Origin of the sequence: Streptomyces sp. TRM70350, from assembly GCF_019219825.1 — a bacterium.
Lineage (GTDB): Bacteria > Actinomycetota > Actinomycetes > Streptomycetales > Streptomycetaceae > Streptomyces.
Window position 1 is genome coordinate 271,760 of sequence record NZ_JAHUXH010000005.1, and the last position, 21,299, is coordinate 293,058.

Genomic DNA, 21,299 nt, shown 5'->3' on the forward strand with positions numbered 1-21,299 from the left:
TCTCCTCGCCCTCGCTCAATACCTCGGGTGCACCAGCGTCGACGGCGGCAACCCCGTCATCCGTGGTCTCAGGGCGTGACGGGCCGCGTCCAGGGGTGGCCTCGTGTCCGGGGCGGCCAGGACGAAGCCCCAGTCGCGGGGGGTAAGGACCGGCCCGGGGGCGCGGTCGGCGGTGGACGTGGAGCCGTGGCCGGACACCCGGTGCGGTGCCGTGTGCAGCCCGGCCGCGCGGATCGTCGTCTCGACCGTCCAGAAGACGTGCGGGCGCGAGTGGACCGGACCGGCGTGCACGGACAGACGGCCGCTGTCCGCCAGGACGCGCCGCGCGAGGCCGTAGAACTCCTGGGAGTACAGCTTGGTGCTGGCGGTGATGCCCGGGTCGGGCAGGTCGGCGATCACCACGTCGTACGCCGCTTCCGGCGCGCTCCGCAGCCAGCGGAAGGCGTCCGCCGTGGTGACGTGGACGCGCGGGTCGTCGTAGGCGTGGTCGTTGAGGTCGGCCAGCGCGGGGTCCCGGCCCGCCAACTCCACGACCGCCGGGTCGAGTTCGACGATGTCGACGTGGCGTACGCCGGGGTGCCGCAGCACCTCGCGCGCGGCGAGGCCGTCCCCGCCGCCGAGGATGAGCACGCGCGCGTGCGTGCCGTTCATCGCGGGGCGCACCAGCGCTTCGTGGTACCGGCGTTCGTCGTGGCCGCTGACGCGGAGCCGGCCGTCGATGAAGAGGTCGAGGGGGCGCCCGTCGGTGCCGCCGGTCAGGACGATCTCCTGGACGTCCGTCTGCAGGGCCACGCGTACGTCCCTGCCGTAGACGGCGTGGCGGGCGGCGCGTTCGAAGTCGTCGACGTGGACGGCGGCCGCGGCGAGGACGGCCAGGACGGCGGCGTTGGCGATGAGCAGCAGCCAGCGGGCGCGGCACGTCAGGTCGCGCCGGAACAGGCCGAGCACCAGGCAGCCACCGGCGACGACGTTGACGGCGCCGGTGAGCAGGGCGCCGGTCAACTGGCCGAAGAACGGCAGCAGCAGGAAGGGGAAGGCGAGGCCGCCGACCAGGGCGCCGACGTAGTCCGCCGCGAACAGGTCGGCCACCGCGCCGCCCGCGTCCTGGCGGCGGATGCGCTGGATCAGCTCCATCAGCAGCGGGATCTCCGCGCCGATCAGCAGCCCGATGGCGAGGGAGAAGGCGACCAGCAGCCAGCGCGGGCCGTCGGCCCACAGGCCGCCCCAGTCGCCGGTCCAGGCGAACACGGCGTACAGGGCCATCGCGCTGCAGCCGCCGAACAGGGCGAGGGTCGCCTCGACGGCGCCGAAACCGGCGGCGGCGTGGTGGCGCAGCCGCTTGGCGGCGAGCGAGCCGATGCCCATCGCGAAGACCATGACGGACAGCACGACGGATGTCTGGGTGACCGAGTCGCCGATCAAGTACGAGGCGAGGGCCACGAGTTCGAGTTCGTACACCAGTCCGCAGGCCGCGCAGACGAAGACGCCCGCGAGGACCAGGAACCGTCCGGTTGCCTGCCGCACGGGGATCCGCGCGGGGCCGCGCCAGGGGGGCGGGGGGCCGGGCGGGGCTGGCGCGTGCGGGTCGATCACGACTGCGACGTTACGTCACGGATACGGAGGTATTCGTCACCCACACGTGTGGAACCGCGTGTTGTGGAGGCTCGGGACGTTTGAGTCGGACCTGCTCAGGGCTGCCGCCCCCGGCCCCTCGCTTCGGCACTGAACGGGCCTGGCTCTCAATCGCCGGACGGGCTTATGGAGGATGCCGGGCGTTGCCGGCTCACCGGCCCTCTGACCCGCGTCCGCGTCGCGACCAACTGGCCGTCCTGCGGGTACGCGTGCCACGTGCGCCAGTGCACCTGGCCCTCGTGGCGCTGGGCGAGCAGGGCCGTGAAGGCGTGCGGGCTGCCGGGGAAGACACCGGCGAGGCCGTTGGGATGGTCGGAGACGAGGGCCAGCAACTCCTGGGCGCGGCCCGCGAAAGAGCCGGGCGACAGGGCCTCGACGCGCGCGGCGAACTCGTACTCCCAGTCACCCACCCGCTTGGCGACGCCGAGCGGCAGGGGTGTGCTGCTGCCCGGAATGCACGCCACCGTCTCCGAGCAGCTGCTCCGCTCTTCCTCCAGGAGCACCTGGTGGGACGCCCCGAGCAGGCGCAACTGGAGCTTGGCACCGGCCAGTTCGAGGTCCAGGGTGGCGAGGGCGGGCAGTGGTTCACGGCCCAGCGCCCAGGCGAGGTCGGCCGCGCGCGTGTCGGTGTAGGAGGTGTTCAGGGTCGTGAGCATGGATCGGCTCCGCTAGCACGCAAAGAAATGGCGGTGTGGGTCGGCGCGCCCCGGTCGACACCGGGAGTTCGGCTCGGCGGCCCCGTCAGGAGCCCGGTCGGTGGCTGGGGCCGCACGACGTCCGAGGGCCGCGTTGGTGGTGTAGAGGGAATCATGAACTGTGGCAACGCCACAGCGTTTTTACCCAACTTCGTTGGGTTTCCATCCTTCAGAGGGCTTATCAGCTCAACTGTTCACACAAGGCGTACGCCTGAGCGACGTTGGCGTACGCCGGAGCGAGCGCGAACGGCGGGCGACCGGCGCGCAGACGGCGCCCGCCCGGAGCCAAAGCCCCGGCGGGCGCCGCTCGGCGGGATGCGGTTCCCCCTTCAGGAGCTCAGCTGCCCCGTGTCAGCTGCCTCCCCCGCATCCACCGCCGCCCCCGCAGGACGAGCCGCCCCCGCAGGAGTGCCCGCCCCCGGAGTCGCCCGAGGCGCCGTCTCCCCCACCGGCCCACCAGCTGCCGCCGCCATCACCGCCGTGCGAACGGCTTGCCCTGCGCGTCCCGGGCCGCACCGTGCTCCTGCCGGCGCGGACCACGGCCGCGACGGTCCCTACGACGAAGGCGATGAAGAGCGCCAGGATGATGCCGAAGACCATGGCGTCACCCTCCTTCCGTTTCCCCCGAAGCGGCCCCCCGTGGGCGCCTCGTTCGCTTGCGTGCCGAGGGGATGCCCGGCTGCCGCGCGGGCCAAAGCAGAGTTGAGGAAGTCCAGAGCTTGAGCGCAGGATGACCGCCATGACCTCCACCGAGCGCCCCTTCCTCAACCGTCGCCTCGCCGAGTTCGGGACGACGATCTTCGCGGAGATGTCCGCGCTGGCCCTGAGCACGGGCTCGATCAACCTGGGCCAGGGTTTCCCCGACACCGACGGCCCCGAGGAGGTCCGGGAGGCAGCCGTACGGGCCCTGCGCGAGGGGCGTGGCAACCAGTACCCGCCCGGGCCGGGCATCCCCGAGCTGCGCACCGCCGTCGCCGCGCACCAGCAGCGCCGCTACGGGCTGTCCTACGACCCCGGCACCGAGGTCCTGGTCACCGCGGGCGCCACCGAGGCGATCGCCGCCGCGCTGCTGGCGCTGGTCGAGCCCGGGGACGAGGTGGTCGCCTTCGAGCCGTACTACGACTCGTACGCCGCCTGCATCGCGATGGCGGGCGGCACCCGGGTGCCGGTCACCCTGCGCCCGCACGAGGGTTCGTTCCGCCTCGACCTCGACGAGCTGCGTGCCGCCGTCACCGACCGCACCCGTCTGCTGCTGATCAACACCCCGCACAACCCGACCGGCACGGTGCTCACGCGCGCGGAGCTGACCGCGATCGCCGAGCTGGCCGTCGAGCGGGATCTGCTGGTGGTGACCGACGAGGTGTACGAGCATCTGGTCTTCGACGACGCCGAGCATGTGCCGCTGGCCACCTTCCCGGGCATGCGGGAGCGGACGGTGACGATCGGGTCGGCCGGCAAGACGTTCTCGTTCACCGGCTGGAAGGTCGGGTGGGTCACCTCCGCGCCGGGGCTGGTGACGGCGGTGCGGTCGGCGAAGCAGTACCTGACGTATGTGGCGTCGGGGCCGTTCCAGTACGCGGTCGCGGAGGCCCTCGCGCTGCCGGAGTCGTACTTCACCGCGTTCCGCGACGACCTGCTGGCCAAGCGTGATCTGCTGGCGGCGGGCCTGGCGGAGGCGGGTTTCAGGGTCTTCAAACCGGCGGGGACCTACTTCATCACCACCGACATCCGGCCCCTCGGCGAGAGCGACGGCATCGCCTTCTGCCGGGCCCTGCCGGAGCGCGCGGGCGTCGTCGCCATCCCGAACGCCGTCTTCTACGACCACCGGGAGGCGGGCGCGCCCTTCGTGCGGTTCGCGTTCTGCAAGCAGCGGGCGGTGCTTCAGGAGGCGGTGAAGCGGCTGAAGACGCTCGCCGGGTGAGGCCGGGTGAGGCGGAAGGGGATGAGGGCAAGGGCCCGGGTACGGCGAGAGCCCGGCCGGAGCACCCGACCGCGGGGGTCGGTGCCCTGGCCGGGCTCTCGTGCGGCCCGACTACTCCTCGTCCTCGGGCTTGTCCGCGTCGTTGATCTCCTTCTCCAGGCCGAGCTGCTCGACCAGCCAGCGGTCGAACTCGATGGCCGCGCGCACCCAGCTGACCGTCGAGGAGACGAAGAACTCCAGGTTGACGCCGGTGCCGACCAGCATCTGGGCCTCGCCGATGAGGCGGACGGTGCCGTCGTCGTGGGTGTGGCTGTAGACCTTCGGCCACAGGGTCCGCCGGTTCCAGTCGTCGATGGACTCCAGCAGCTGCGGCTTCTCGTCGATCGGGTGGGGGCGGTCGTAGAACGTCCGCACCGAGAAGACCTGCTGGTCACCCTCGCCGCGGAACATGAAGTACGTACGGAACTGCTCCCACGGCGCCGCGAGGTCACCCTCTTCGTCGACGACGTACTTCAGCTCCATCTGGTCGAGGAGCTGCTTCACAAGGTCCTGATCCGGGACGACGGGGCCCGCCGGTCCTTGGGGCTGCGGCTGGGGCTTGCCCCCGAAGTTCGGAATCGAGGACGGGTCGATGGTCACCGTGAATTTCCCTTCGTACGGATTCCGCCATCCTCCCCCATGCGGGGAGGGGGGTGGCAAGTCCCGAGGGGCCTTGTCGGCGATCGGCTGACGTGATCGGGCCGGTCGGGGAAGACCCGTACAGGAGGTGGGGCTCATGAACGACGGGACGGACTTCCTGGGCGGCGGCCCCTACAGCGTCTTGCCGGTCGTCGCCGGGCCCACGATCAGCCCCTCGCCGAAGGTGTCCACCCGGACCGTGTCGCCGTCCTTGATCTCACCGGAGAGGATCTCCTTGGCGAGGCGGTCGCCGATCGCGGTCTGGACGAGGCGGCGCAGCGGGCGGGCGCCGTACGCCGGGTCCATGCCCTCGTCGGCGAGCCAGGCCAGGGCCTCGTCGGTGATCTCCAGGGTCAGGCGGCGTTCCGCGAGGCGCTGGGCCAGCCGGTCGATCTGCAGCCGGGCGATCCGGCTCAGCTCTTCCTTGGTCAGCGCGGAGAAGACGACCAGGTCGTCGAGCCGGTTGAGGAACTCCGGCTTGAACGACGCCCGGACCACCTCCAGCACCTGCTCCTTCTTCTCCTCCTCGCTGGAGATCGGGTCGACCAGAAACTGGCTGCCCAGGTTGGAGGTCAGCACCAGGATGGTGTTGCGGAAGTCGACCGTCCGCCCCTGACCGTCGGTGAGCCGTCCGTCGTCCAGCACCTGGAGCAGGATGTCGAAGACCTCCGGGTGCGCCTTCTCGACCTCGTCCAGCAGGACGACGCTGTACGGGCGGCGCCGCACCGCCTCCGTCAGCTGGCCGCCCTCCTCGTAGCCGACGTACCCGGGCGGGGCGCCGACGAGCCGGGCGACGCTGTGCTTCTCGCTGTACTCGCTCATGTCGATGCGGACCATGGCCCGCTCGTCGTCGAAGAGGAAGTCGGCGAGCGCCTTGGCGAGCTCCGTCTTGCCGACGCCGGTGGGGCCGAGGAAGAGGAAGGAGCCGGTGGGCCGGTCCGGGTCGGCGATGCCGGCGCGGGAGCGTCGTACGGCGTCCGACACCGCCCGCACGGCCTCGCTCTGCCCGATGAGCCGCTTGCCGATCTCCTCCTCCATCCGCAGCAGCTTCTGCGTCTCGCCCTCCAGCAGCCGGCCGGCCGGGATGCCGGTCCAGGAGGCGACGACGTCCGCGATGTCGTCGGAGCCGACCTCCTCCTTGACCATGGTGTCCCTGGCAACCTCCTCCTCGGCGGCGGAGGCGGCCTGAAGGTCCCGCTCCACGGCCGGGATCTCGCCGTACAGCAGCTTGGAGGCGGTGTCGAAGTCGCCGTCGCGCTGGGCGCGTTCGGCCTGGCCGCGCAGGTCGTCGAGCTTCTCCTTCAGCTCACCGACCCGGTTGAGGGACTGCTTCTCCTTCTCCCAGCGGGCGGTCAGGCCGCGCAGCTCCTCCTCCTTGTCGGCGAGGTCGCGGCGCAGCTTCTCCAGCCGCTCGCGGGAGGCGGCGTCGGTCTCCTTGCTGAGGGCCAGCTCCTCCATCTTCAACCGGTCGACGGCACGCTGGAGCTCGTCGATCTCGACGGGCGAGGAGTCGATCTCCATACGGAGCCGGGAGGCGGCCTCGTCGACGAGGTCGATGGCCTTGTCGGGCAGGAAGCGGGAGGTGATGTACCGGTCGGACAGGGTCGCGGCCGCGACCAGCGCGCTGTCCGCGATCTGCACCTTGTGGTGGGCCTCGTAGCGCCCCTTGAGTCCGCGCAGGATGGCGATGGTGTCCTCGACGCTGGGCTCGGCGACCAGCACCTGCTGGAACCGCCGCTCCAGCGCCGGGTCCTTCTCGATCCGCTCGCGGTACTCGTCGAGAGTGGTGGCACCGACCATGCGCAGCTCACCGCGGGCGAGCATGGGCTTGAGCATGTTGCCCGCGTCCATGGCCGAATCGCCGCCGGCGCCGGCGCCCACGACGGTGTGCAGCTCGTCGATGAAGGTGATGATCTGCCCGTCGGAGTCCCTGATCTCGGCGAGCACGGTCTTCAGCCGCTCCTCGAACTCACCGCGGTACTTCGCCCCGGCGACCATGGCGCTGATGTCGAGCGCGACGAGCCGCTTGTTGCGCAGGGACTCGGGCACGTCGCCCTTGACGATCCGCTGGGCGAGCCCCTCGACGACGGCGGTCTTGCCGACACCGGGCTCACCGATCAGTACGGGGTTGTTCTTGGTCCGCCGGGAGAGCACCTGCACCACCCGCCGGATCTCCTGGTCCCGCCCGATGACGGGGTCGAGCTTGCCCTCGCGGGCCGCGGCGGTGAAGTCGGTCCCGAACTTCTCCAGGGCCTTGTACGACCCCTCGGGATCGGCGGTCGTGACCCGGCGTCCGCCGCGCACCTTGCGGAAGGCCTCCAGCAGCTTCTTCGCGTCGGCGCCCTGCCGGGTCAGCACCTCGCCGGCCGCGCCGCCCTTCGCGGCGATGCCGATCAGCAGGTGCTCGGTGGAGACGTACTCGTCCCCGAGGTCCTGGGCCCTGGCCTGGGCGTCGGCGAGCACGGCGAGCAGCTCGCGGTTCGGCTGCGGGGGCGCGACGGTGGAGCCGGTCACGCTGGGCAGCTGGGCGAGGACCTTCTCCGCACCGGCGCGTACGACCGCCTGATCGGCGTCGACCGCGGCCAGCAGGTCGGTGATGTTCTCGTTGTCCTGCCCCTGGAGCAGAGCGAGGAGCAGGTGCGCGGGGGTGAGGTCGGGGTGCCCCCCGGTCACGGCCCGGTTGCCGGCCGCGTTGATCGCGTCCCGGCTCCGGTTGGTCAGCTCGGCGTCCACGTGTCCGTTCTCCTCCTTGCATGAGCCACTGACTCAGCCAACGTCCATAAAGTTGAGTCTATTCCACTCAAGGGTGGAAGTGGCGGCGACCCGGGGTCTCTGTGTAGTACCCGGAGGAAGCCCTGAACGCGCCAACGACGGCGAGCGACCCTTTTCGGCCACACTCGAACGCGCAAAAAACTGCAGCGGCGTCACCGTGTTCAGGTCACGGTGACGCCGCTGCGGGGGGAAGCACCTGAGCGATCTGTTACGACGGGGGAATCGCGTCAGGCACTGCGGGGGGTGGCCGGGATGGTCATGGGGTCGGAGGTCTCCGGCTCCACCAGCCGGTGGTCGCGCTGGTCCAGGTTCACAAAGATCATTCCGTACCGGATGGCACACCGCACGGGCTGCGGCGCCCCCCGAGGCCGCCGCAGACACCGGTACGCCCGCACGTCGTCGTCCTCGTCGCGGGTGACGACGACGGGCTCACCGAAGACGGTCACCATCAACGAGTCACCGCTGTGGGGGATGGCGGTGGCCAGGTCGATGAAGTGCCAGCCGGAGCGGTAGGCGGTGGCCATTTCCCTGCGGAAGGAGCGGTCGTCGGGTGGAGTACTCATGCCCCACCCTCCTCCACGGCACCCGTCAGCCCACTGTCGCCAGCGACCGCAGGCGCACTGGTCCAGCCGGTGTCCGCACGAACGCTGGTCCAGCCCGTGTCCAGCGGAGCGGCCTCAGCGTGTCCCGCCTCAAGGGCACCGAAGGTCGCTACGGCGGAGAAGACCGCGGCAAGCACTGAGCCAAGCAATCTCGCTCGCATAGTCGGCTTCGTCCTCACTCGATGGTTTCATCTCCCCCGCGACACAAGACGATGGCTCATTCAGGCACGTCAATGCCACAGGAGCGGTGCATCATGTTCCTGCATGTTCAGGACCCTGGGGGGTGGAGCTTTGCCCACAAAAGACACACAACCGACACATCCCCACACGCTCACCGCCCTGTGTGACGAAGGGGCACGGCTCTACGCGACCGCTTTGCGCTCCGGGCGCGTAAATCGGATGGACGTCGAACCCGCGGCACCATGTCTGCTGGAATTCGCTCTGCTGCACCCGGATCCGGACGACGCGAACTGGCTCCGCCCCGTACCGCCGTCCGTCGCCCTCGCGCAGCGGCTGCAGCCGCTGGAACGGGAGATCCAGGACCGTCGGCGCCAGGCCATCGAACTGACCGATTCCTTCGACCCGTTCATCGCGATCAGCACCCAGAATCCGGGCAGCATTCATGCGATCACCGTGCTGGAGGGGTTCGACCGCATCAACGCGGCACTCGACTCCGCCACGGCGGACTGCGAGCGCGAGGTGCTGACGATCCAGCCCGGCGGCGGCCGTCCCGTGGACGCCCTGGCCCAGGCACTCAAGCGGGACCGCCCCCTGACCGACCGGGGGGTCATCTTCCGCACCCTGTACCAGCACACCGCCCGGCACAGTCAGGGAACCCTCGCGTACGTCGAGCGGATGCCCCGCGGCAACGTCCAGGTGCGCACGCTCGAAGAGCTCGTGGAGCGCCTCATCGTCTTCGACACCACCGTGGCGTTCATACCCGCCAGCGACGACCGGAGCGTCGCCCTGGAGCTGCGGCACCCCGGGCTGGTCACCTACATGCGCAAGGTCTTCGAGCAGCTGTGGCAGCGCGCGGTCCCGCTGACCGAGGAACTGCCCAACGACGTCTCCTCCGACGGCATCACGGGCGTGCAGCGCTCCATAGCGAAACTCCTCATCGAGGGCCACGTCGACGAAGCGATAGCCCGCCGGCTGGGCATGAACGTCCGCACCTGCCGCGCCCACATCGCCAAGCTGGCGGCCGCCCTGGGCAGCGGCAGCCGCGCCCAGCTCGGCTACCTCATAGCACAGTCGGGACTTCTGGAGCGGGACTGAATGGCGACCGAGGAAGGCCCGAGGTGAGCCCCGGAAGGCACGGTCACCCCACGGACGTACCGTGCGAGGAGGGCATGGCCGTCTACGGGCGTGCCCTGCGCGAGGGAAGCGTGACCGCCGCGGACGCCGAAGCGGCGCCCTGCCTGGTCGACTGCGGTCTGCTGCAGCCCGCCCTGACCGACGTGAGCCGCCTGGAGCCCGTCCCGCCGGTCGTCGCCCTCCACCGACTGCTGCGCACCTCGGCGGAACGGATCGCCGCCGAACGGCGCCACGAGGCCTCGCTGGCCGAGATGTTCGAGCCGCTGATGCGCATCGACGGCCGTCGCACCGCGTCGACGGACACACCGGTCATCAGCATGCTCAGTGGGTTCGAACGGATCAACCGGGCGATCGAGGAGGCCATGGCCGTGGCGTCCGGCGAACTGCTCGCCATCCAGCCCGCCAGCGGCCCCGGTACCGCGACGCTCGGCCGCGCCCTGGACCGCGACCAGGCCCTGCTCGACCGCGGCGGCCGCATCCGGACCCTGTACCAGCACCCGTACCGCCACTCCCCCGTCATCCACACCCGCTACGAACGGCTGAACGGCGACGTCGAGGCCCGGACCCTGGACGAGGTCACCGAGCGCCTCATCGTCGTCGACCGCTCGGTGGCGTTCATCCCCGCCAGCAAGGACCGCACCCTCGCCCTGGAGGTCCGCCACCCGGCGCTCGTCTCCTACTTCGTCACCACCTTCGAACGCCTCTGGTCCCTGGCCACCCCCATGCACCCCCGGGCCGTCCAGCAGCCCTCCCTGAACGGCGTCACCCCCCGCCAACGCGCCATCGCCCGGCTCCTCGTCGAAGGCCACACCGACGCCGTCATAGCCGACCGCCTCGGCATGAACATCCGCACCGCCCGTGTCCACATCGCCAAACTCGCCGCCACCCTCGGCAGTGAGAGCAGGGCTCAGCTCGGCTACCTCATCGGGCAGTCGGGGATCCTTGATCAGGAAGGGTGAGTTCGGCGGCGGAGAGGGGACGGGCGGGGCCGTCGAGCCCGACCTGGGCTATCCGTACGCCCAACTGCGTGCGGCTCGCCGCCCCGAGCGTCTCGGAGAGGCGGGCGATATGGGCCCGGCAGGTGCGGACGCTGATGCCGAGGCGTTCCGCGATCACCGCGTCCTGGTGCCCCTCCGCCAGCAGCGCCGCGATCGACTGCTCCCGGTGGGAGATGCCCTCGATGCCCGTGTCGGGAAGCGGCGCGGTGAGCGGGATCGCCAGCCGCCACAGGCGTTCGAAGACCGTCACCAGGTACTCCACCAGCCCCGGGTGACGCAGCTCCAGGGCCATCGTGCGGTCGGCGTTGGCGGGGATGAAGGCGACCGTGCGGTCGAAGAGGATCAGGCGGTCGATGACCTCGTCCAGGGTCCGGGCCTCGACCGCGTCGCCCATCAGCTCCAGGTAGTTCAGCAACCCCTGGCCGTGCCGGGCCACATGGTTGTACAGGTCGCGCATCCGCACGCCCCGGCCGCGCAGCGCCAGCGCCCGGTGCAGGCCCTCCGACAGTTCGTGCTCGCGCCGGATGCCCCCGGGCTGCACGGTGAGCACCTCGGTCGTGCACGCCGCCGTCGCCTCGTCCAGCGCCGCCTGGATGCGCGAGGGGCCGTCCAGCACCCGGATGGCCATGCCCTCGGAGGACGCGGCCGCCCGGCCGCCCAGACCGGCGTACCACTCGAAGGCCGCCACCGCCGAGCCCACCCGCCGCTGGCTGGCACTGATCTCGTCGTACACCCCGCGCAGCAGCCGGGTCATGACCTCCTGCGGGGAGGTCGGCACCAGCCAGTCCATGTCGTCGGGGTCGGGGTGCAGCAGGGCGAGTTCCAGCAGACAGGGCACCGGTTCCGCGTCGCGGCGCGGCACACGGCCCCGCCGTACGGCCCGGGAATACACACGATCCCCGGCCTCGCACAGTCGGTCAGCACCATGCGGATGCTCGTCCGTCCCGTGCCCGGCCATGGCCCATTCCACCCCCGGTTCCAGCCTCTTCCGCAGCGCAACTATGCGCGGACGGGACCTGCTCCGCAACACGGCTCGCTCCCGGGTGACCGCGGGAAACCACCGGTATGGCCGGATTCCCCCCTGCCCCCGCCCGTCACATTGCAGCAAGCTGACGGTGGTGCGGGCCCCTGGAACGCGCGCCCGGAAGAATGACCGGAAGAATGACCGAAGGGGCGGCGCGCACCGAGCGCGCACCACCCCTTCACCCGTGCCGGGAACCGGCCGCCGCTACGCGAGCCCGATCGCCGCGCAGGCGTCCTTGTACTCGGCCGTGCAGATCTCCGAGACCTTGTAGATGCCGTCCGCGACCACCGTCTCCTTGATGTTCTCGCGGGTCAGCGCCACCACCGGCACCAGCTGGGCCGGGATGCCCTTGTCGGTCGGGCTGTCGACCCGGTCGCGGGCGAGGGCGTCGAACTGGATGTCCTTGCCCTGCACCTTGGCCACGGCCATCTTGGCGGCGGCCTCGGCCTCCTGCGGGTAGGACTTGTAGACGCTCATGTACTGCTCACCGGCGACGATCCGCTGCACCGCCGCGAGTTCGGCGTCCTGCCCGGTGACCGGCGGCAGCTTGGTCACCCCGGCCGCCCGCAGGGCCTTGATGACGCCGCCGGCCATGCCGTCGTTGGCGGAGTAGACGGCCGCGATGTTGTCCTTGCCGATCAGCTGGATCGCCTGGGCCATGTTGGCCTCGGCGTTCTCCGGCTTCCAGTCCTTGGTGTCGAAGGACTGAGCGATCGTCACCTTGCCGTTCAGCTCGGACAGCGCGCCCTGCTTGAACTGCTTGGCGTTCGGGTCGGTGGGCGAGCCGTTCATCATGACGATCTTGTCGGAGGTGTCGATGCCGCTGCCCAGCGCCTCGATGAGGGAGCGGCCCTGCACCTCGCCGACGAGTTCGTTGTCGAAGGAGATGTACCCGTCGATGGGACCCTCGGCGAGCCGGTCGTAGGCGATGACCGGGATGCCCGCCTCCTTGGCCTTCTTCACCCCGCCCGCGATGGCGTGCGCGTCGACGGCGTCCAGCAGGATGACGTCGACCCGCTCGTCGATCATCTGCTGCAACTGACTGGCCTGCTTGTTCGCGTCCGCGTCGGCGTTGACGTACTTGACCTGGCCCTGGTTCTGGGTGAGCGAGGCCACCTGCTCCTTGATGATCGGGTAGTCGAACTTGTCGTACCGCGTGTTCGCCTTCTCCGGCAGCAGCAGGCCCACGGTGATGTCGTTGCCCTTGGTGGGGCTCGCCTCGCTGCTGTCACCCGTCGCCCCCAGTACGCCACAGCCTGCCAGCGACAGGATCAACGACGAAGCGACCACGGATATGGCGATACGACGACGCATGGAGGAGCCCACTTCTGCTGCTTACGTCAGGCGGCCGCGACAGTGCGGCCCGGATGACTGAAAAGCCAACGCGTCGGCGCCCCTCAGCGTCAAGGGAAACTACTTAACGAGATAGCAACATCACGTTCCGCTTAGTCCGTGAACACACGGCGAAACGCCCTCCCGAAACCCTTTACCGCCCTTTCATCAGGGGGAGTTGAGGCACACAGGCGGAGGCGTACGACCCATCCCCGGCGCCCGCCTCGCTCGTTCCGATCCGACAGAGGACCGAATGAACCCAGCCAGACGCTCGCGGGGTGCCACCAACCCGACAGGGCAGGGCCCGGAGGTTCGGGTGAACCTCCGGGCCCTGCCACGCGTGCTGCTCTGCTGTCAGTCCGGCGACTGCTGCCGCTTCGGCCGCCACACCACCAGCGCGCTCGTCTGCTGCACCTCCTGGTACGGCACCAGGTCGCGCCGGTAGGAGGCGTGCACGGCGGCCTCGCGCTGCTGCATCGCCGCCGCCGCGCCGTCCAGCGCGGCCTGAAGCTCCGCGACGCGGGACTGCAGCGCCGCGACCTGGTTCTCCAGTTCGATGATGCGTTTGATGCCGGCCAGGTTGATGCCCTCGTCCTGCGACAACTGCTGCACCTGGCGGAGCAGTTCGATGTCGCGGGCGGAGTAGCGGCGGCCGCGGCCGGCCGTGCGGTCCGGAGACACCAGCCCCAGGCGGTCGTACTGGCGCAGCGTCTGCGGGTGCAGGCCGGACAACTGGGCCGCCACCGAGATGACGTAGACCGGGGTCTCCTCGGTCAGTTCATACGGGTTGCGTCGACGGCCGTTGGTGTCCATGGCTTGACTCATGCTCCCTTCGCGGCCTGGAACAGCTCCGCCCGCGGGTCCTCCCCCGCGGTCGCCTCGCGATACGCCTGAAGCGCGTCACGAGCCTTCCCCGTCAGGTCCCTCGGGACACTCACCTCGACGGTGACCAGCAGATCGCCGCGGGTGCCGTCCTTGCGGACCGCGCCCTTGCCCCGCGCTCGCATCGTACGGCCGTTCGGCGTGCCCGGTGGCAGCTTCAGAGTGACCGAGGGACCGCCCAGGGTCGGGACCCTCACCTCGCCGCCGAGGGCCGCCTCGGCGAACGTCACCGGGACGGTGACGGTGAGGTTGTCGCCCTTGCGGCCGAAGACCGGGTGCTCCTTGACGTGCACGACCACGTACAGATCGCCCGCCGGGCCGCCCCGCTCGCCGGGCGCGCCCTTGCCCCGCAGGCGGATCCGCTGGCCGTCCGACACCCCGGCCGGGATGCGCACCTGCATCGTCCGCGACGACTTGGCGCGTCCGCTGCCCTTGCAGATCTCGCAGGGGTTCTCCGCGATCAGGCCGCGGCCCTTGCAGTCCGGGCACGGGTCGGTGAGGGAGAAACCGCCGCCGGAGCCGCGCGCCACCTGGCCGGTGCCGACGCACGTCGGGCACACGCGCGGTGTGCCGTTGGCGTCGCCGGTGCCGGAGCAGGCCTTGCACGGCGCCTGCGAGGACATCCTGAGCGGGACGGTCGCGCCCTCGATCGCCTCGGTGAAGCTGAGGGTGACCTCGGACTCGATGTCCTGGCCGCGCCGCGGCTGGGTCCGGGTGCCGGTCGCGCCGCCCCGGTTGAACAGGCCCCCGAAGACGTCACCGAGTCCGCCGCCGAAGCCGCCGCCCGCTCCCCCGCCCTGCGGGGCGCCCCCGAAGAGGTCGCCCAGGTCGAAGTTGAACGAGCCGCCGCCGGCGCCGGGGCCCGGGCGGAAGCCGCCGTTGCCGAACAGGGCCCGGGCCTCGTCGTACTCCTTGCGCTTCTTGGGGTCGCCGAGGACGTCGTTCGCCTCGGAGATCTCCTTGAAGCGTTCCTCGGCCTTGACGTTGCCCTTGTTGGCGTCCGGGTGGTACTCGCGGGCGAGCTTGCGGTACGCCTTCTTGATCTCGGCCTCGGTGGCGTCCTTGGGGACGCCGAGGACCTTGTAGTAGTCCTTCTCGATGAAGTCCTTGGTGCTCATCCTCGACGTCCCTCCTTCCTCATCCGTTCAACGTCAGCCCTCGTCCGGGCCACCGTTCTCCTTGTCGTCGGCCTTCGTGTCGCTCTCCTCGGCGGGCTTCACGGTCTGCGCGCCCGGCTGGGGCTCGGCGACGGCCACCCGCGCGGGGCGGATGGTGCGCTCGCCGATGCGATACCCCGGCTGGAGGATCGCGACGCAGGTGGTCTCCGTGACGTCCGGCGCGTACGAGTGCATCAGGGCCTCGTGGATCGTCGGGTCGAAGGGCTCGCCCTCCTTGCCGAACTGCTGCAGGCCCATCTTGGCCGCCACGGTCTCCAGCGACTCGGCGACGGACTTGAAGCCGCCGACCAGCTCGCCGTGCTCCCGGGCCCGCCCGATGTCGTCGAGCACGGGGAGGAGCTCGGTCAGGAGGTTCGCGATGGCGATCTCCTTGACCGTGATCCGGTCCCGCTCGACGCGGCGGCGGTAGTTCTGGTACTCGGCCTGGAGCCGCTGGAGGTCCGCCGTGCGCTCACCGAGCGCCGTACGCACCTGGTCCAGCTGTGCCACCAGGGCAGCGTTCTGATTCACGTCCCCTGCCGGGGCCGCCGCCTCGTCCGGGGCGGCCTGCGGCTCGGCGTCGTCAGGGGTGGCGCCGGAGGGGACGTCGGGCTTCTCCTCGAAGCCCGGGGTCTCCTCCGTCACGCGGCACCGTCCTTGCGCTCGTCGTCAACGATCTCGGCGTCGACCACGTCGTCGTCGGCCTTGGGCTGCCCGGAGGCGCCGCCCGCGGCCTGGGACGCCTGGGCGTCGGCGTACATGGCCTGACCCAGCTTCTGGGACACGGCCGCGACCTTCTCCGTGGCGGAGCGGATCTCGGCTGTGTTGTCACCTTCGGCGGACTCGCCCTTGAGCTTCTCCTTCAGCTCGGCGACGGCGGCCTCGACCTCGGTCTTGATCTCGCCGGGGACCTTGTCCTCGTTGTCCTTGAGGAACTTCTCGGTCTGGTAGACCAGCTGCTCGCCCTGGTTGCGGGTCTCGGCGGCCTCGCGGCGCTTGTGGTCCTCCTCCGCGTAGCGCTCGGCCTCCTCGCGCATGCGGTCGACCTCTTCCTTCGGGAGCGAGGAGCCGCCGGTGACGGTCATCTTCTGCTCCTTGCCGGTGCCGAGGTCCTTCGCCGTGACGTGCATGATGCCGTTGGCGTCGATGTCGAAGGAGACCTCGATCTGCGGGACGCCGCGCGGCGCCGGGGGCAGACCGGTCAGCTCGAACATGCCGAGCTTCTTGTTGTAGGCCGCGATCTCGCGCTCGCCCTGGTAGACCTGGATCTGCACCGACGGCTGGTTGTCCTCGGCCGTGGTGAAGATCTCCGAACGCTTCGTCGGGATCGTGGTGTTGCGCTCGATCAGCTTGGTCATGATGCCGCCCTTGGTCTCGATGCCGAGGGACAGCGGGGTGACGTCGAGCAGCAGGACGTCCTTGACCTCACCCTTGAGGACACCGGCCTGGAGCGAGGCGCCGATGGCGACGACCTCGTCCGGGTTCACGCCCTTGTTGGCCTCCTTGCCGCCGGTCAGCTCCTTGACGAGCTCGGCGACGGCGGGCATACGGGTGGAGCCACCGACGAGGACGACGTGGTCGATCTCGTTGATGGAGACGCCGGCGTCCTTCATGACGTTGAAGAACGGGGTCTTGCAGCGCTCCAGCAGGTCGGCCGTCAGCTGCTGGAACTGAGCCCGGGTGAGCTTCTCGTCCAGGTGCAGCGGGCCCTCGGCGGAGGCGGTGATGTAGGGCAGGTTGATCGAGGTCTCCGTCGAGGACGACAGCTCGATCTTCGCCTTCTCGGCGGCCTCGCGCAGGCGCTGCAGCGCCATCTTGTCCTTGCTCAGGTCCACGCCGTGGCCGGACTGGAACTGCTTGACCAGGTAGTCGACGACGCGCTGGTCCCAGTCGTCACCACCGAGGTGGTTGTCACCGTTGGTGGCCTTCACCTCGACCACGCCGTCGCCGATCTCCAGCAGGGAGACGTCGAACGTACCGCCACCGAGGTCGAAGACCAGGATGGTCTGGTCGTCCTTGTCGAGGCCGTACGCCAGGGCGGCGGCGGTCGGCTCGTTGACGATGCGCAGCACGTTCAGACCGGCGATCTCACCGGCCTCCTTGGTGGCCTGACGCTCGGCGTCGTTGAAGTACGCCGGGACGGTGATGACCGCGTCGGTGACCTTCTCGCCCAGGTATGCCTCTGCGTCCCGCTTCAGCTTCTGCAGCACGAAGGCGCTGATCTGCTGCGGGTTGAAGTCCTTGCCGTCGAGGTTGATCTTCCAGTCGGTGCCCATGTGGCGCTTGACCGACCGGATGGTCCTGTCGACGTTGGTCACGGCCTGGCGCTTGGCCACCTCACCGACCAGCACCTCGCCGTTCTTGGCGAAGGCGACGACGGACGGCGTGGTCCTGGCGCCCTCGGCGTTGGTGATGACGGTGGGCTCGCCGCCCTCCAGAACGCTGACGACGGAGTTAGTCGTGCCCAGGTCGATGCCGACCGCACGTGCCATGGTTGATTCCTCCAGCTGACTTGAGTGGAACAGGCTCAAGTGTGCATGACGGCCGGGGCGGGGTCAACAGACCTGAGTCGGACTGACTCAACTCTTATCCGTTCCTTACACGCAAGTGCCCGGTGACCTGCAAAGACGCAGAAGTATGCGCGGAGGTTGCCGTCACCCGACCGCCCGTTCTCACCCTCAGCAGTCCGAGTACGAGGATCAGCGCGGCGCCCGCCACACCGAGCACGGCACCCGCGCCGACCCACCCGGCGTGCACCAGGACGCCGACGAGCGCGCCGCCGAAGGCGAGGGTCCCCAGGACGACGGTCACGCCCTGCGGAGTGAGCCCCAGCCGCCGCAGCCGGTGCGCGAGATGGTCCGGCCCGGGCCGCCCGGTGAACCGCCGCGCCAGCAGCACGAGCAGGACGTCGGCGCTCGCCACGGCGGTGAACGCGAACAGCACGCCCGCGGAACTCCCGGGCGCGTACCCCGCGCGGGTCAGCACCACCGCGGCGGCGAGCACGAACCCGGTGAACAGCGATCCGCACGCGCCGAGCGCGATCCGCGCCGGATGCCAGTTGTGCATCAGGAACCCGGTCAGCGCGGCCGCCAGCACACTCAGCAGCACCGCGAGTCCGTCCAGCACCGCGACCGCCGCGCACACCCCCACGCCGAAGGCGGTCACCACCCCCACCGTCCCCACCAGCGCGTCCGCGTGATCCAGCGCCCGGAAGGCCACGGCGACGGCGGCGATCCACCCGGCGGCCACCACCCCACCGGCCACGCCGACCTCCTCGTACGGCACGACACAGGCCGCCGCCACGGCCGTACCGCAGAGCAGCACCCGGTTCCGCAGCCGCCACACATCCGCCACCAGCCCCAGTACGGCGACGGCGGCGGCGGTGATCAGCAGCCTGCCCACGCCGGAGCCGAGCGGGGCGACGCCGGTCCACTCGCCGGTGCCCGCGACGGCGAGGGTGGTGAGCACCACGGCCACCCCGCCGAGCAGCGGGACGGAACGGCTGCGGCGGCGCCGGTCGAGGACACCGAGGCGCAGGCCGAGGCCGCGGAGCAGGGCCGCGAGCACCGAGGCGAGGAAGAGGGCCGCGACGGCCGCGGCGATGCCGTAGAGCACGCGTCTTAAATTAGGCGGCAATCTATCAATTTGGTACGAATAACACGTTCAGTTCACGAGGTAACGCGTTCAGCACCTGAGGCAACCCTCAGCGACCCAGATCACCCCACGCCTGGCTACAGTGCGGCGAGGGATGCGGGTAGTCTCGGACGGACTGGGTAAGTTACCGCTTAGTAATCTCCCTCGCAGGCCCGAGGAGCCCCCAAATGCAACTCGCCGCGATCATCGTGTCGCTGGTCCTGACCGTGGTCGGCGTTGCGCTGCTCGCACGCGCCGTCGGCCAGTTCGTCAGGCACTTCAGGCTCGGCCAGCCCGTGCCCGCCGGCAGCCGGACCGACAACCCCTACCAGCGCAGTGTGACGCTGGTCAGGGAGTTCCTCGGCCACACGCGGATGAACCGCTGGGGCATCGTCGGCGTCGCCCACTGGTTCGTGGCCATCGGCTTTCTGACCCTGCCGCCGACCATCGTCACGGCGTACGGCCAGCTCTTCCAGGCCGACTGGACGCTCCCGGTCCTCGGCGGCTTCCTGCCGTACGAGATGTACATCGAGTTCATCTCGGCCATGACCGTGCTGGGCATCGCCGTCCTCATGGTGATCCGCCTGCTGAGTCTGCCCTCCCGGGCCGGCCGCAAGTCCCGGTTCACCGGCTCCAAGATGGGCCAGGCGTACTTCGTCGAGTACGTCATCCTCACCATCGGCCTGGCGATCTACGTGCTGCGCGGTCTGGAGGGCGCGCTGCACCACGTGGAGCACTACGAGGCCGCGTACTTCGCGTCGTACCCGCTGGTCCTGGCGTTCAAGGGCCTGAGCCTGGGCGTGCTGCAGAACCTCGTCTACTTCTTCGCCATGATCAAGCTGGGCACGACCATGATCTGGATGATCACGGTCTCGCTCAACACGAACATGGGCGTGGCCTGGCACCGCTTCCTGGCCTTCCCGAACATCTGGTTCAAGCGCAACGCCACCGGTGAGACCGCCCTGGGCGCCCTGCAGCCGATGACGAGCGGCGGCAAGCCGATCGACTTCACCGACCCCGGCGAGGACGACGTCTTCGGCGTCTCCCAGGTCGAGCACTTCTCCTGGAAGGGCCTGCTGGACTTCTCCACCTGCACCGAGTGCGGCCGCTGCCAGTCGCAGTGCCCCGCCTGGAACACCGGCAAGCCGCTCTCCCCCAAGCTGCTGATCATGTCCCTGCGGGACCACGCGCACGCCAAGGCGCCGTACCTGCTGGCCGGTGGGGGCAGGACGATGGAGGGCGAGGAGAAGGCGTCTGCCGAGGCTCTCAAGGATGTCCCCGCGTCCGCGCTGGCGGAGGCCGAGCGCCCTCTGGTGGGCACGCTGGAGGACAACGGCGTCATCGACCCGGACGTCCTGTGGTCCTGCACCACCTGCGGTGCCTGCGTCGAGCAGTGCCCGGTGGACATCGAGCACGTCGACCACATCGTCGACATGCGCCGCTACCAGGTGATGATCGAGAGCGCCTTCCCCTCCGAGGCGGGCACGATGCTCAAGAACCTGGAGAAGAAGGGCAACCCCTGGGGCCTGGCCAAGAAGCAGCGCCTGGAGTGGCTCAAGGAGGTCGACTTCGAGGTCCCGGTCGTCGGCAAGGACATCGAGGACCTGTCCGAGGTCGAGTACCTGTACTGGGTCGGCTGCGCGGGCGCGCTCGAAGACCGCGCGAAGAAAACCACGAAGGCGTTCGCGGAGCTGCTGCACATGGCGGGCGTGAAGTTCGCGATCATGGGCGGCGACGAGAAGTGCACGGGTGACTCGGCGCGGCGCCTCGGCAACGAGCCGCTGTTCCAGGAGCTCGGCATGGAGAACGTCATGGCGCTGAACATGGCGTTCGGCGAGGAGATGGACGACGAGGGCAAGGTGACGCCCGAGTCGAAGAAGCCCAGGTCGGCGAAGAAGATCGTCGCGACCTGCCCGCACTGCCTCAACACCCTCGGCAACGAGTACCCGCAGCTCGGCGGCGACTACGAGGTCATCCACCACACGCAGCTGCTCCAGCACCTGGTCGACGAGGGCAAGCTTGTCCCGGTGACGCCGGTCGAGGGCATCATCACGTACCACGACCCCTGCTACCTGGGCCGCCACAACAAGATCTACACGCCGCCGCGCGAGATCATCGGCAAGGTCCCGGGCATCCGCAACGAGGAGATGCACCGCCACAAGGAGCGCGGCTTCTGCTGCGGCGCGGGTGGCGCGCGGATGTGGATGGAGGAGCGGATCGGCAAGCGCATCAACAACGAGCGCGTCGACGAGGCTCTTTCGCTGAACCCCGACATCGTCTCGACGGCCTGCCCGTTCTGCCTCGTCATGCTGACCGACTCGGTCAACGGGCGGAAGAACGAGGGGACGGCCAAGGAGTCCATCCAGGTCGTCGACGTGGCACAGCTGCTGCTGGACTCCGTCAAGACGCCCGTGACGCCGGAGGGTTCGGCGGACGCGGAGAGCGAGACGGAGCCGGAGCCGGTGAAGTAACCCGCCCCTACGGCGACTTGCGACGCCCCCTGTCCCTGGTGGACGGGGGGCGTCGGTGTTTTCGTTGTTTTCGCTGTTTTCGTTGTTTTCATCGTTTTCGCTGTAGATCGTTTTGCGGGATCTCCGAGTCGGCGGGACGCTGGTTGTGTCAGGGCAGCCCGCAGGGGCGGTTTCACTTCCTTCCGGAG

17 protein-coding genes are annotated in these 21,299 nt (G+C 69.8%); 4 read left to right on the forward strand and 13 right to left on the reverse strand.

Translation table 11 applies throughout. The annotated features are described in order from the left end of the window. Positions 1-15 precede the first annotated feature (15 nt). From KWI83_RS10960 to KWI83_RS10970, 3 genes are all read right to left on the reverse strand, one after another. The gene (locus KWI83_RS10960; RefSeq protein WP_218514111.1) at positions 16-1,593 is read right to left on the reverse strand and encodes a polyamine aminopropyltransferase; all 1,578 of its coding nucleotides are present in this window, start codon (positions 1,591-1,593) and stop codon (positions 16-18) included. 146 nt (positions 1,594-1,739) lie between these two features. Next, entirely contained in the window at positions 1,740-2,288 is a 549-nt protein-coding gene (locus KWI83_RS10965) for a DUF2617 family protein (RefSeq protein WP_218514112.1), read from the reverse strand. A gap of 390 nt (positions 2,289-2,678) precedes the next feature. Then, on the reverse strand, positions 2,679-2,927 hold the full coding sequence (locus tag KWI83_RS10970; RefSeq protein WP_218514113.1) for a hypothetical protein: 249 nt from the start codon (positions 2,925-2,927) through the stop codon (positions 2,679-2,681). 130 nt (positions 2,928-3,057) lie between these two features. On the opposite strand from KWI83_RS10970, the gene KWI83_RS10975 reads away from it, so the two are divergent. Continuing rightward, a complete protein-coding gene (locus tag KWI83_RS10975; protein WP_218514114.1) occupies positions 3,058-4,248 on the forward strand; it encodes a pyridoxal phosphate-dependent aminotransferase in 1,191 nt (396 codons plus the stop codon). Positions 4,249-4,359: 111 nt separating this feature from the next. On the opposite strand, the gene KWI83_RS10980 is transcribed toward KWI83_RS10975, so the two are convergent. The 3 genes from KWI83_RS10980 to KWI83_RS10990 form a co-directional block, all read right to left on the reverse strand. Next, positions 4,360-4,887, reverse strand: a complete 528-nt coding sequence (locus KWI83_RS10980) for a YbjN domain-containing protein (RefSeq protein ID WP_218514115.1) — start codon at positions 4,885-4,887, stop codon at positions 4,360-4,362. A 171-nt stretch (positions 4,888-5,058) separates the two neighbouring features. Then, on the reverse strand, positions 5,059-7,659 hold the full coding sequence (clpB, locus tag KWI83_RS10985; protein WP_218514116.1) for an ATP-dependent chaperone ClpB: 2,601 nt from the start codon (positions 7,657-7,659) through the stop codon (positions 5,059-5,061). A gap of 266 nt (positions 7,660-7,925) precedes the next feature. After that, positions 7,926-8,261: a hypothetical protein gene (locus KWI83_RS10990; protein WP_218514117.1), complete on the reverse strand. Its 336-nt coding sequence runs from the start codon at positions 8,259-8,261 to the stop codon at positions 7,926-7,928. A gap of 303 nt (positions 8,262-8,564) precedes the next feature. Between KWI83_RS10990 and KWI83_RS10995 the strand changes: the two genes are divergently transcribed. Further along, positions 8,565-9,575 carry a helix-turn-helix transcriptional regulator gene (locus KWI83_RS10995; RefSeq protein ID WP_218514118.1) on the forward strand — a complete coding sequence of 337 codons (1,011 nt, stop codon included), beginning with the start codon at positions 8,565-8,567 and terminating at the stop codon, positions 9,573-9,575. 23 nt (positions 9,576-9,598) lie between these two features. After that, a complete protein-coding gene (locus tag KWI83_RS11000) occupies positions 9,599-10,573 on the forward strand; it encodes a LuxR C-terminal-related transcriptional regulator (RefSeq protein WP_374106290.1) in 975 nt (324 codons plus the stop codon). On the opposite strand, the gene KWI83_RS11005 is transcribed toward KWI83_RS11000, so the two are convergent. From KWI83_RS11005 to KWI83_RS11035, 7 genes are all read right to left on the reverse strand, one after another. Then, a complete protein-coding gene (locus KWI83_RS11005) occupies positions 10,536-11,570 on the reverse strand; it encodes a LuxR C-terminal-related transcriptional regulator (protein WP_218514119.1) in 1,035 nt (344 codons plus the stop codon). The genes KWI83_RS11000 and KWI83_RS11005 overlap by 38 nt on opposite strands. 270 nt (positions 11,571-11,840) lie before the next feature. Continuing rightward, positions 11,841-12,950: a sugar ABC transporter substrate-binding protein gene (locus KWI83_RS11010; protein WP_218514120.1), complete on the reverse strand. Its 1,110-nt coding sequence runs from the start codon at positions 12,948-12,950 to the stop codon at positions 11,841-11,843. A 372-nt stretch (positions 12,951-13,322) separates the two neighbouring features. Next, a complete protein-coding gene (locus KWI83_RS11015; protein ID WP_218514205.1) occupies positions 13,323-13,781 on the reverse strand; it encodes a heat shock protein transcriptional repressor HspR in 459 nt (152 codons plus the stop codon). An 8-nt stretch (positions 13,782-13,789) separates the two neighbouring features. Beyond that, the gene (dnaJ, locus tag KWI83_RS11020) at positions 13,790-14,968 is read right to left on the reverse strand and encodes a molecular chaperone DnaJ (RefSeq protein WP_218514121.1); all 1,179 of its coding nucleotides are present in this window, start codon (positions 14,966-14,968) and stop codon (positions 13,790-13,792) included. Positions 14,969-15,001: 33 nt separating this feature from the next. Then, the gene (gene grpE, locus KWI83_RS11025; RefSeq protein WP_218514122.1) at positions 15,002-15,652 is read right to left on the reverse strand and encodes a nucleotide exchange factor GrpE; all 651 of its coding nucleotides are present in this window, start codon (positions 15,650-15,652) and stop codon (positions 15,002-15,004) included. After that, positions 15,649-17,499 carry a molecular chaperone DnaK gene (dnaK, locus tag KWI83_RS11030; protein ID WP_218514123.1) on the reverse strand — a complete coding sequence of 617 codons (1,851 nt, stop codon included), beginning with the start codon at positions 17,497-17,499 and terminating at the stop codon, positions 15,649-15,651. The genes grpE and dnaK overlap by 4 nt, the downstream gene beginning before the upstream one ends. A 94-nt stretch (positions 17,500-17,593) precedes the next feature. Continuing rightward, positions 17,594-18,622 carry an MraY family glycosyltransferase gene (locus KWI83_RS11035; RefSeq protein ID WP_218514124.1) on the reverse strand — a complete coding sequence of 343 codons (1,029 nt, stop codon included), beginning with the start codon at positions 18,620-18,622 and terminating at the stop codon, positions 17,594-17,596. Positions 18,623-18,828: 206 nt separating this feature from the next. Between KWI83_RS11035 and KWI83_RS11040 the strand changes: the two genes are divergently transcribed. Then, a complete protein-coding gene (locus tag KWI83_RS11040; protein ID WP_218514125.1) occupies positions 18,829-21,111 on the forward strand; it encodes a (Fe-S)-binding protein in 2,283 nt (760 codons plus the stop codon). Positions 21,112-21,299: the final 188 nt, after the last annotated feature.

Coding starts and splice junctions, on each gene's coding strand:
- KWI83_RS10965 (WP_218514112.1), bottom strand. CDS start 2,288: ATGCTCACGACCCTGAACACCTCCTACACCGACACGCGCGCGGCCGAC.
- KWI83_RS10970 (WP_218514113.1), bottom strand. CDS start 2,927: ATGGTCTTCGGCATCATCCTGGCGCTCTTCATCGCCTTCGTCGTAGGG.
- KWI83_RS10975 (WP_218514114.1), top strand. CDS start 3,058: ATGACCGCCATGACCTCCACCGAGCGCCCCTTCCTCAACCGTCGCCTC.
- KWI83_RS10990 (WP_218514117.1), bottom strand. CDS start 8,261: ATGAGTACTCCACCCGACGACCGCTCCTTCCGCAGGGAAATGGCCACC.
- KWI83_RS10995 (WP_218514118.1), top strand. CDS start 8,565: ATGTTCAGGACCCTGGGGGGTGGAGCTTTGCCCACAAAAGACACACAA.
- KWI83_RS11005 (WP_218514119.1), bottom strand. CDS start 11,570: ATGGCCGGGCACGGGACGGACGAGCATCCGCATGGTGCTGACCGACTG.
- KWI83_RS11010 (WP_218514120.1), bottom strand. CDS start 12,950: ATGCGTCGTCGTATCGCCATATCCGTGGTCGCTTCGTCGTTGATCCTG.
- KWI83_RS11015 (WP_218514205.1), bottom strand. CDS start 13,781: ATGGACACCAACGGCCGTCGACGCAACCCGTATGAACTGACCGAGGAG.
- dnaJ (WP_218514121.1), bottom strand. CDS start 14,968: ATGAGCACCAAGGACTTCATCGAGAAGGACTACTACAAGGTCCTCGGC.
- dnaK (WP_218514123.1), bottom strand. CDS start 17,499: ATGGCACGTGCGGTCGGCATCGACCTGGGCACGACTAACTCCGTCGTC.
- KWI83_RS11040 (WP_218514125.1), top strand. CDS start 18,829: ATGCAACTCGCCGCGATCATCGTGTCGCTGGTCCTGACCGTGGTCGGC.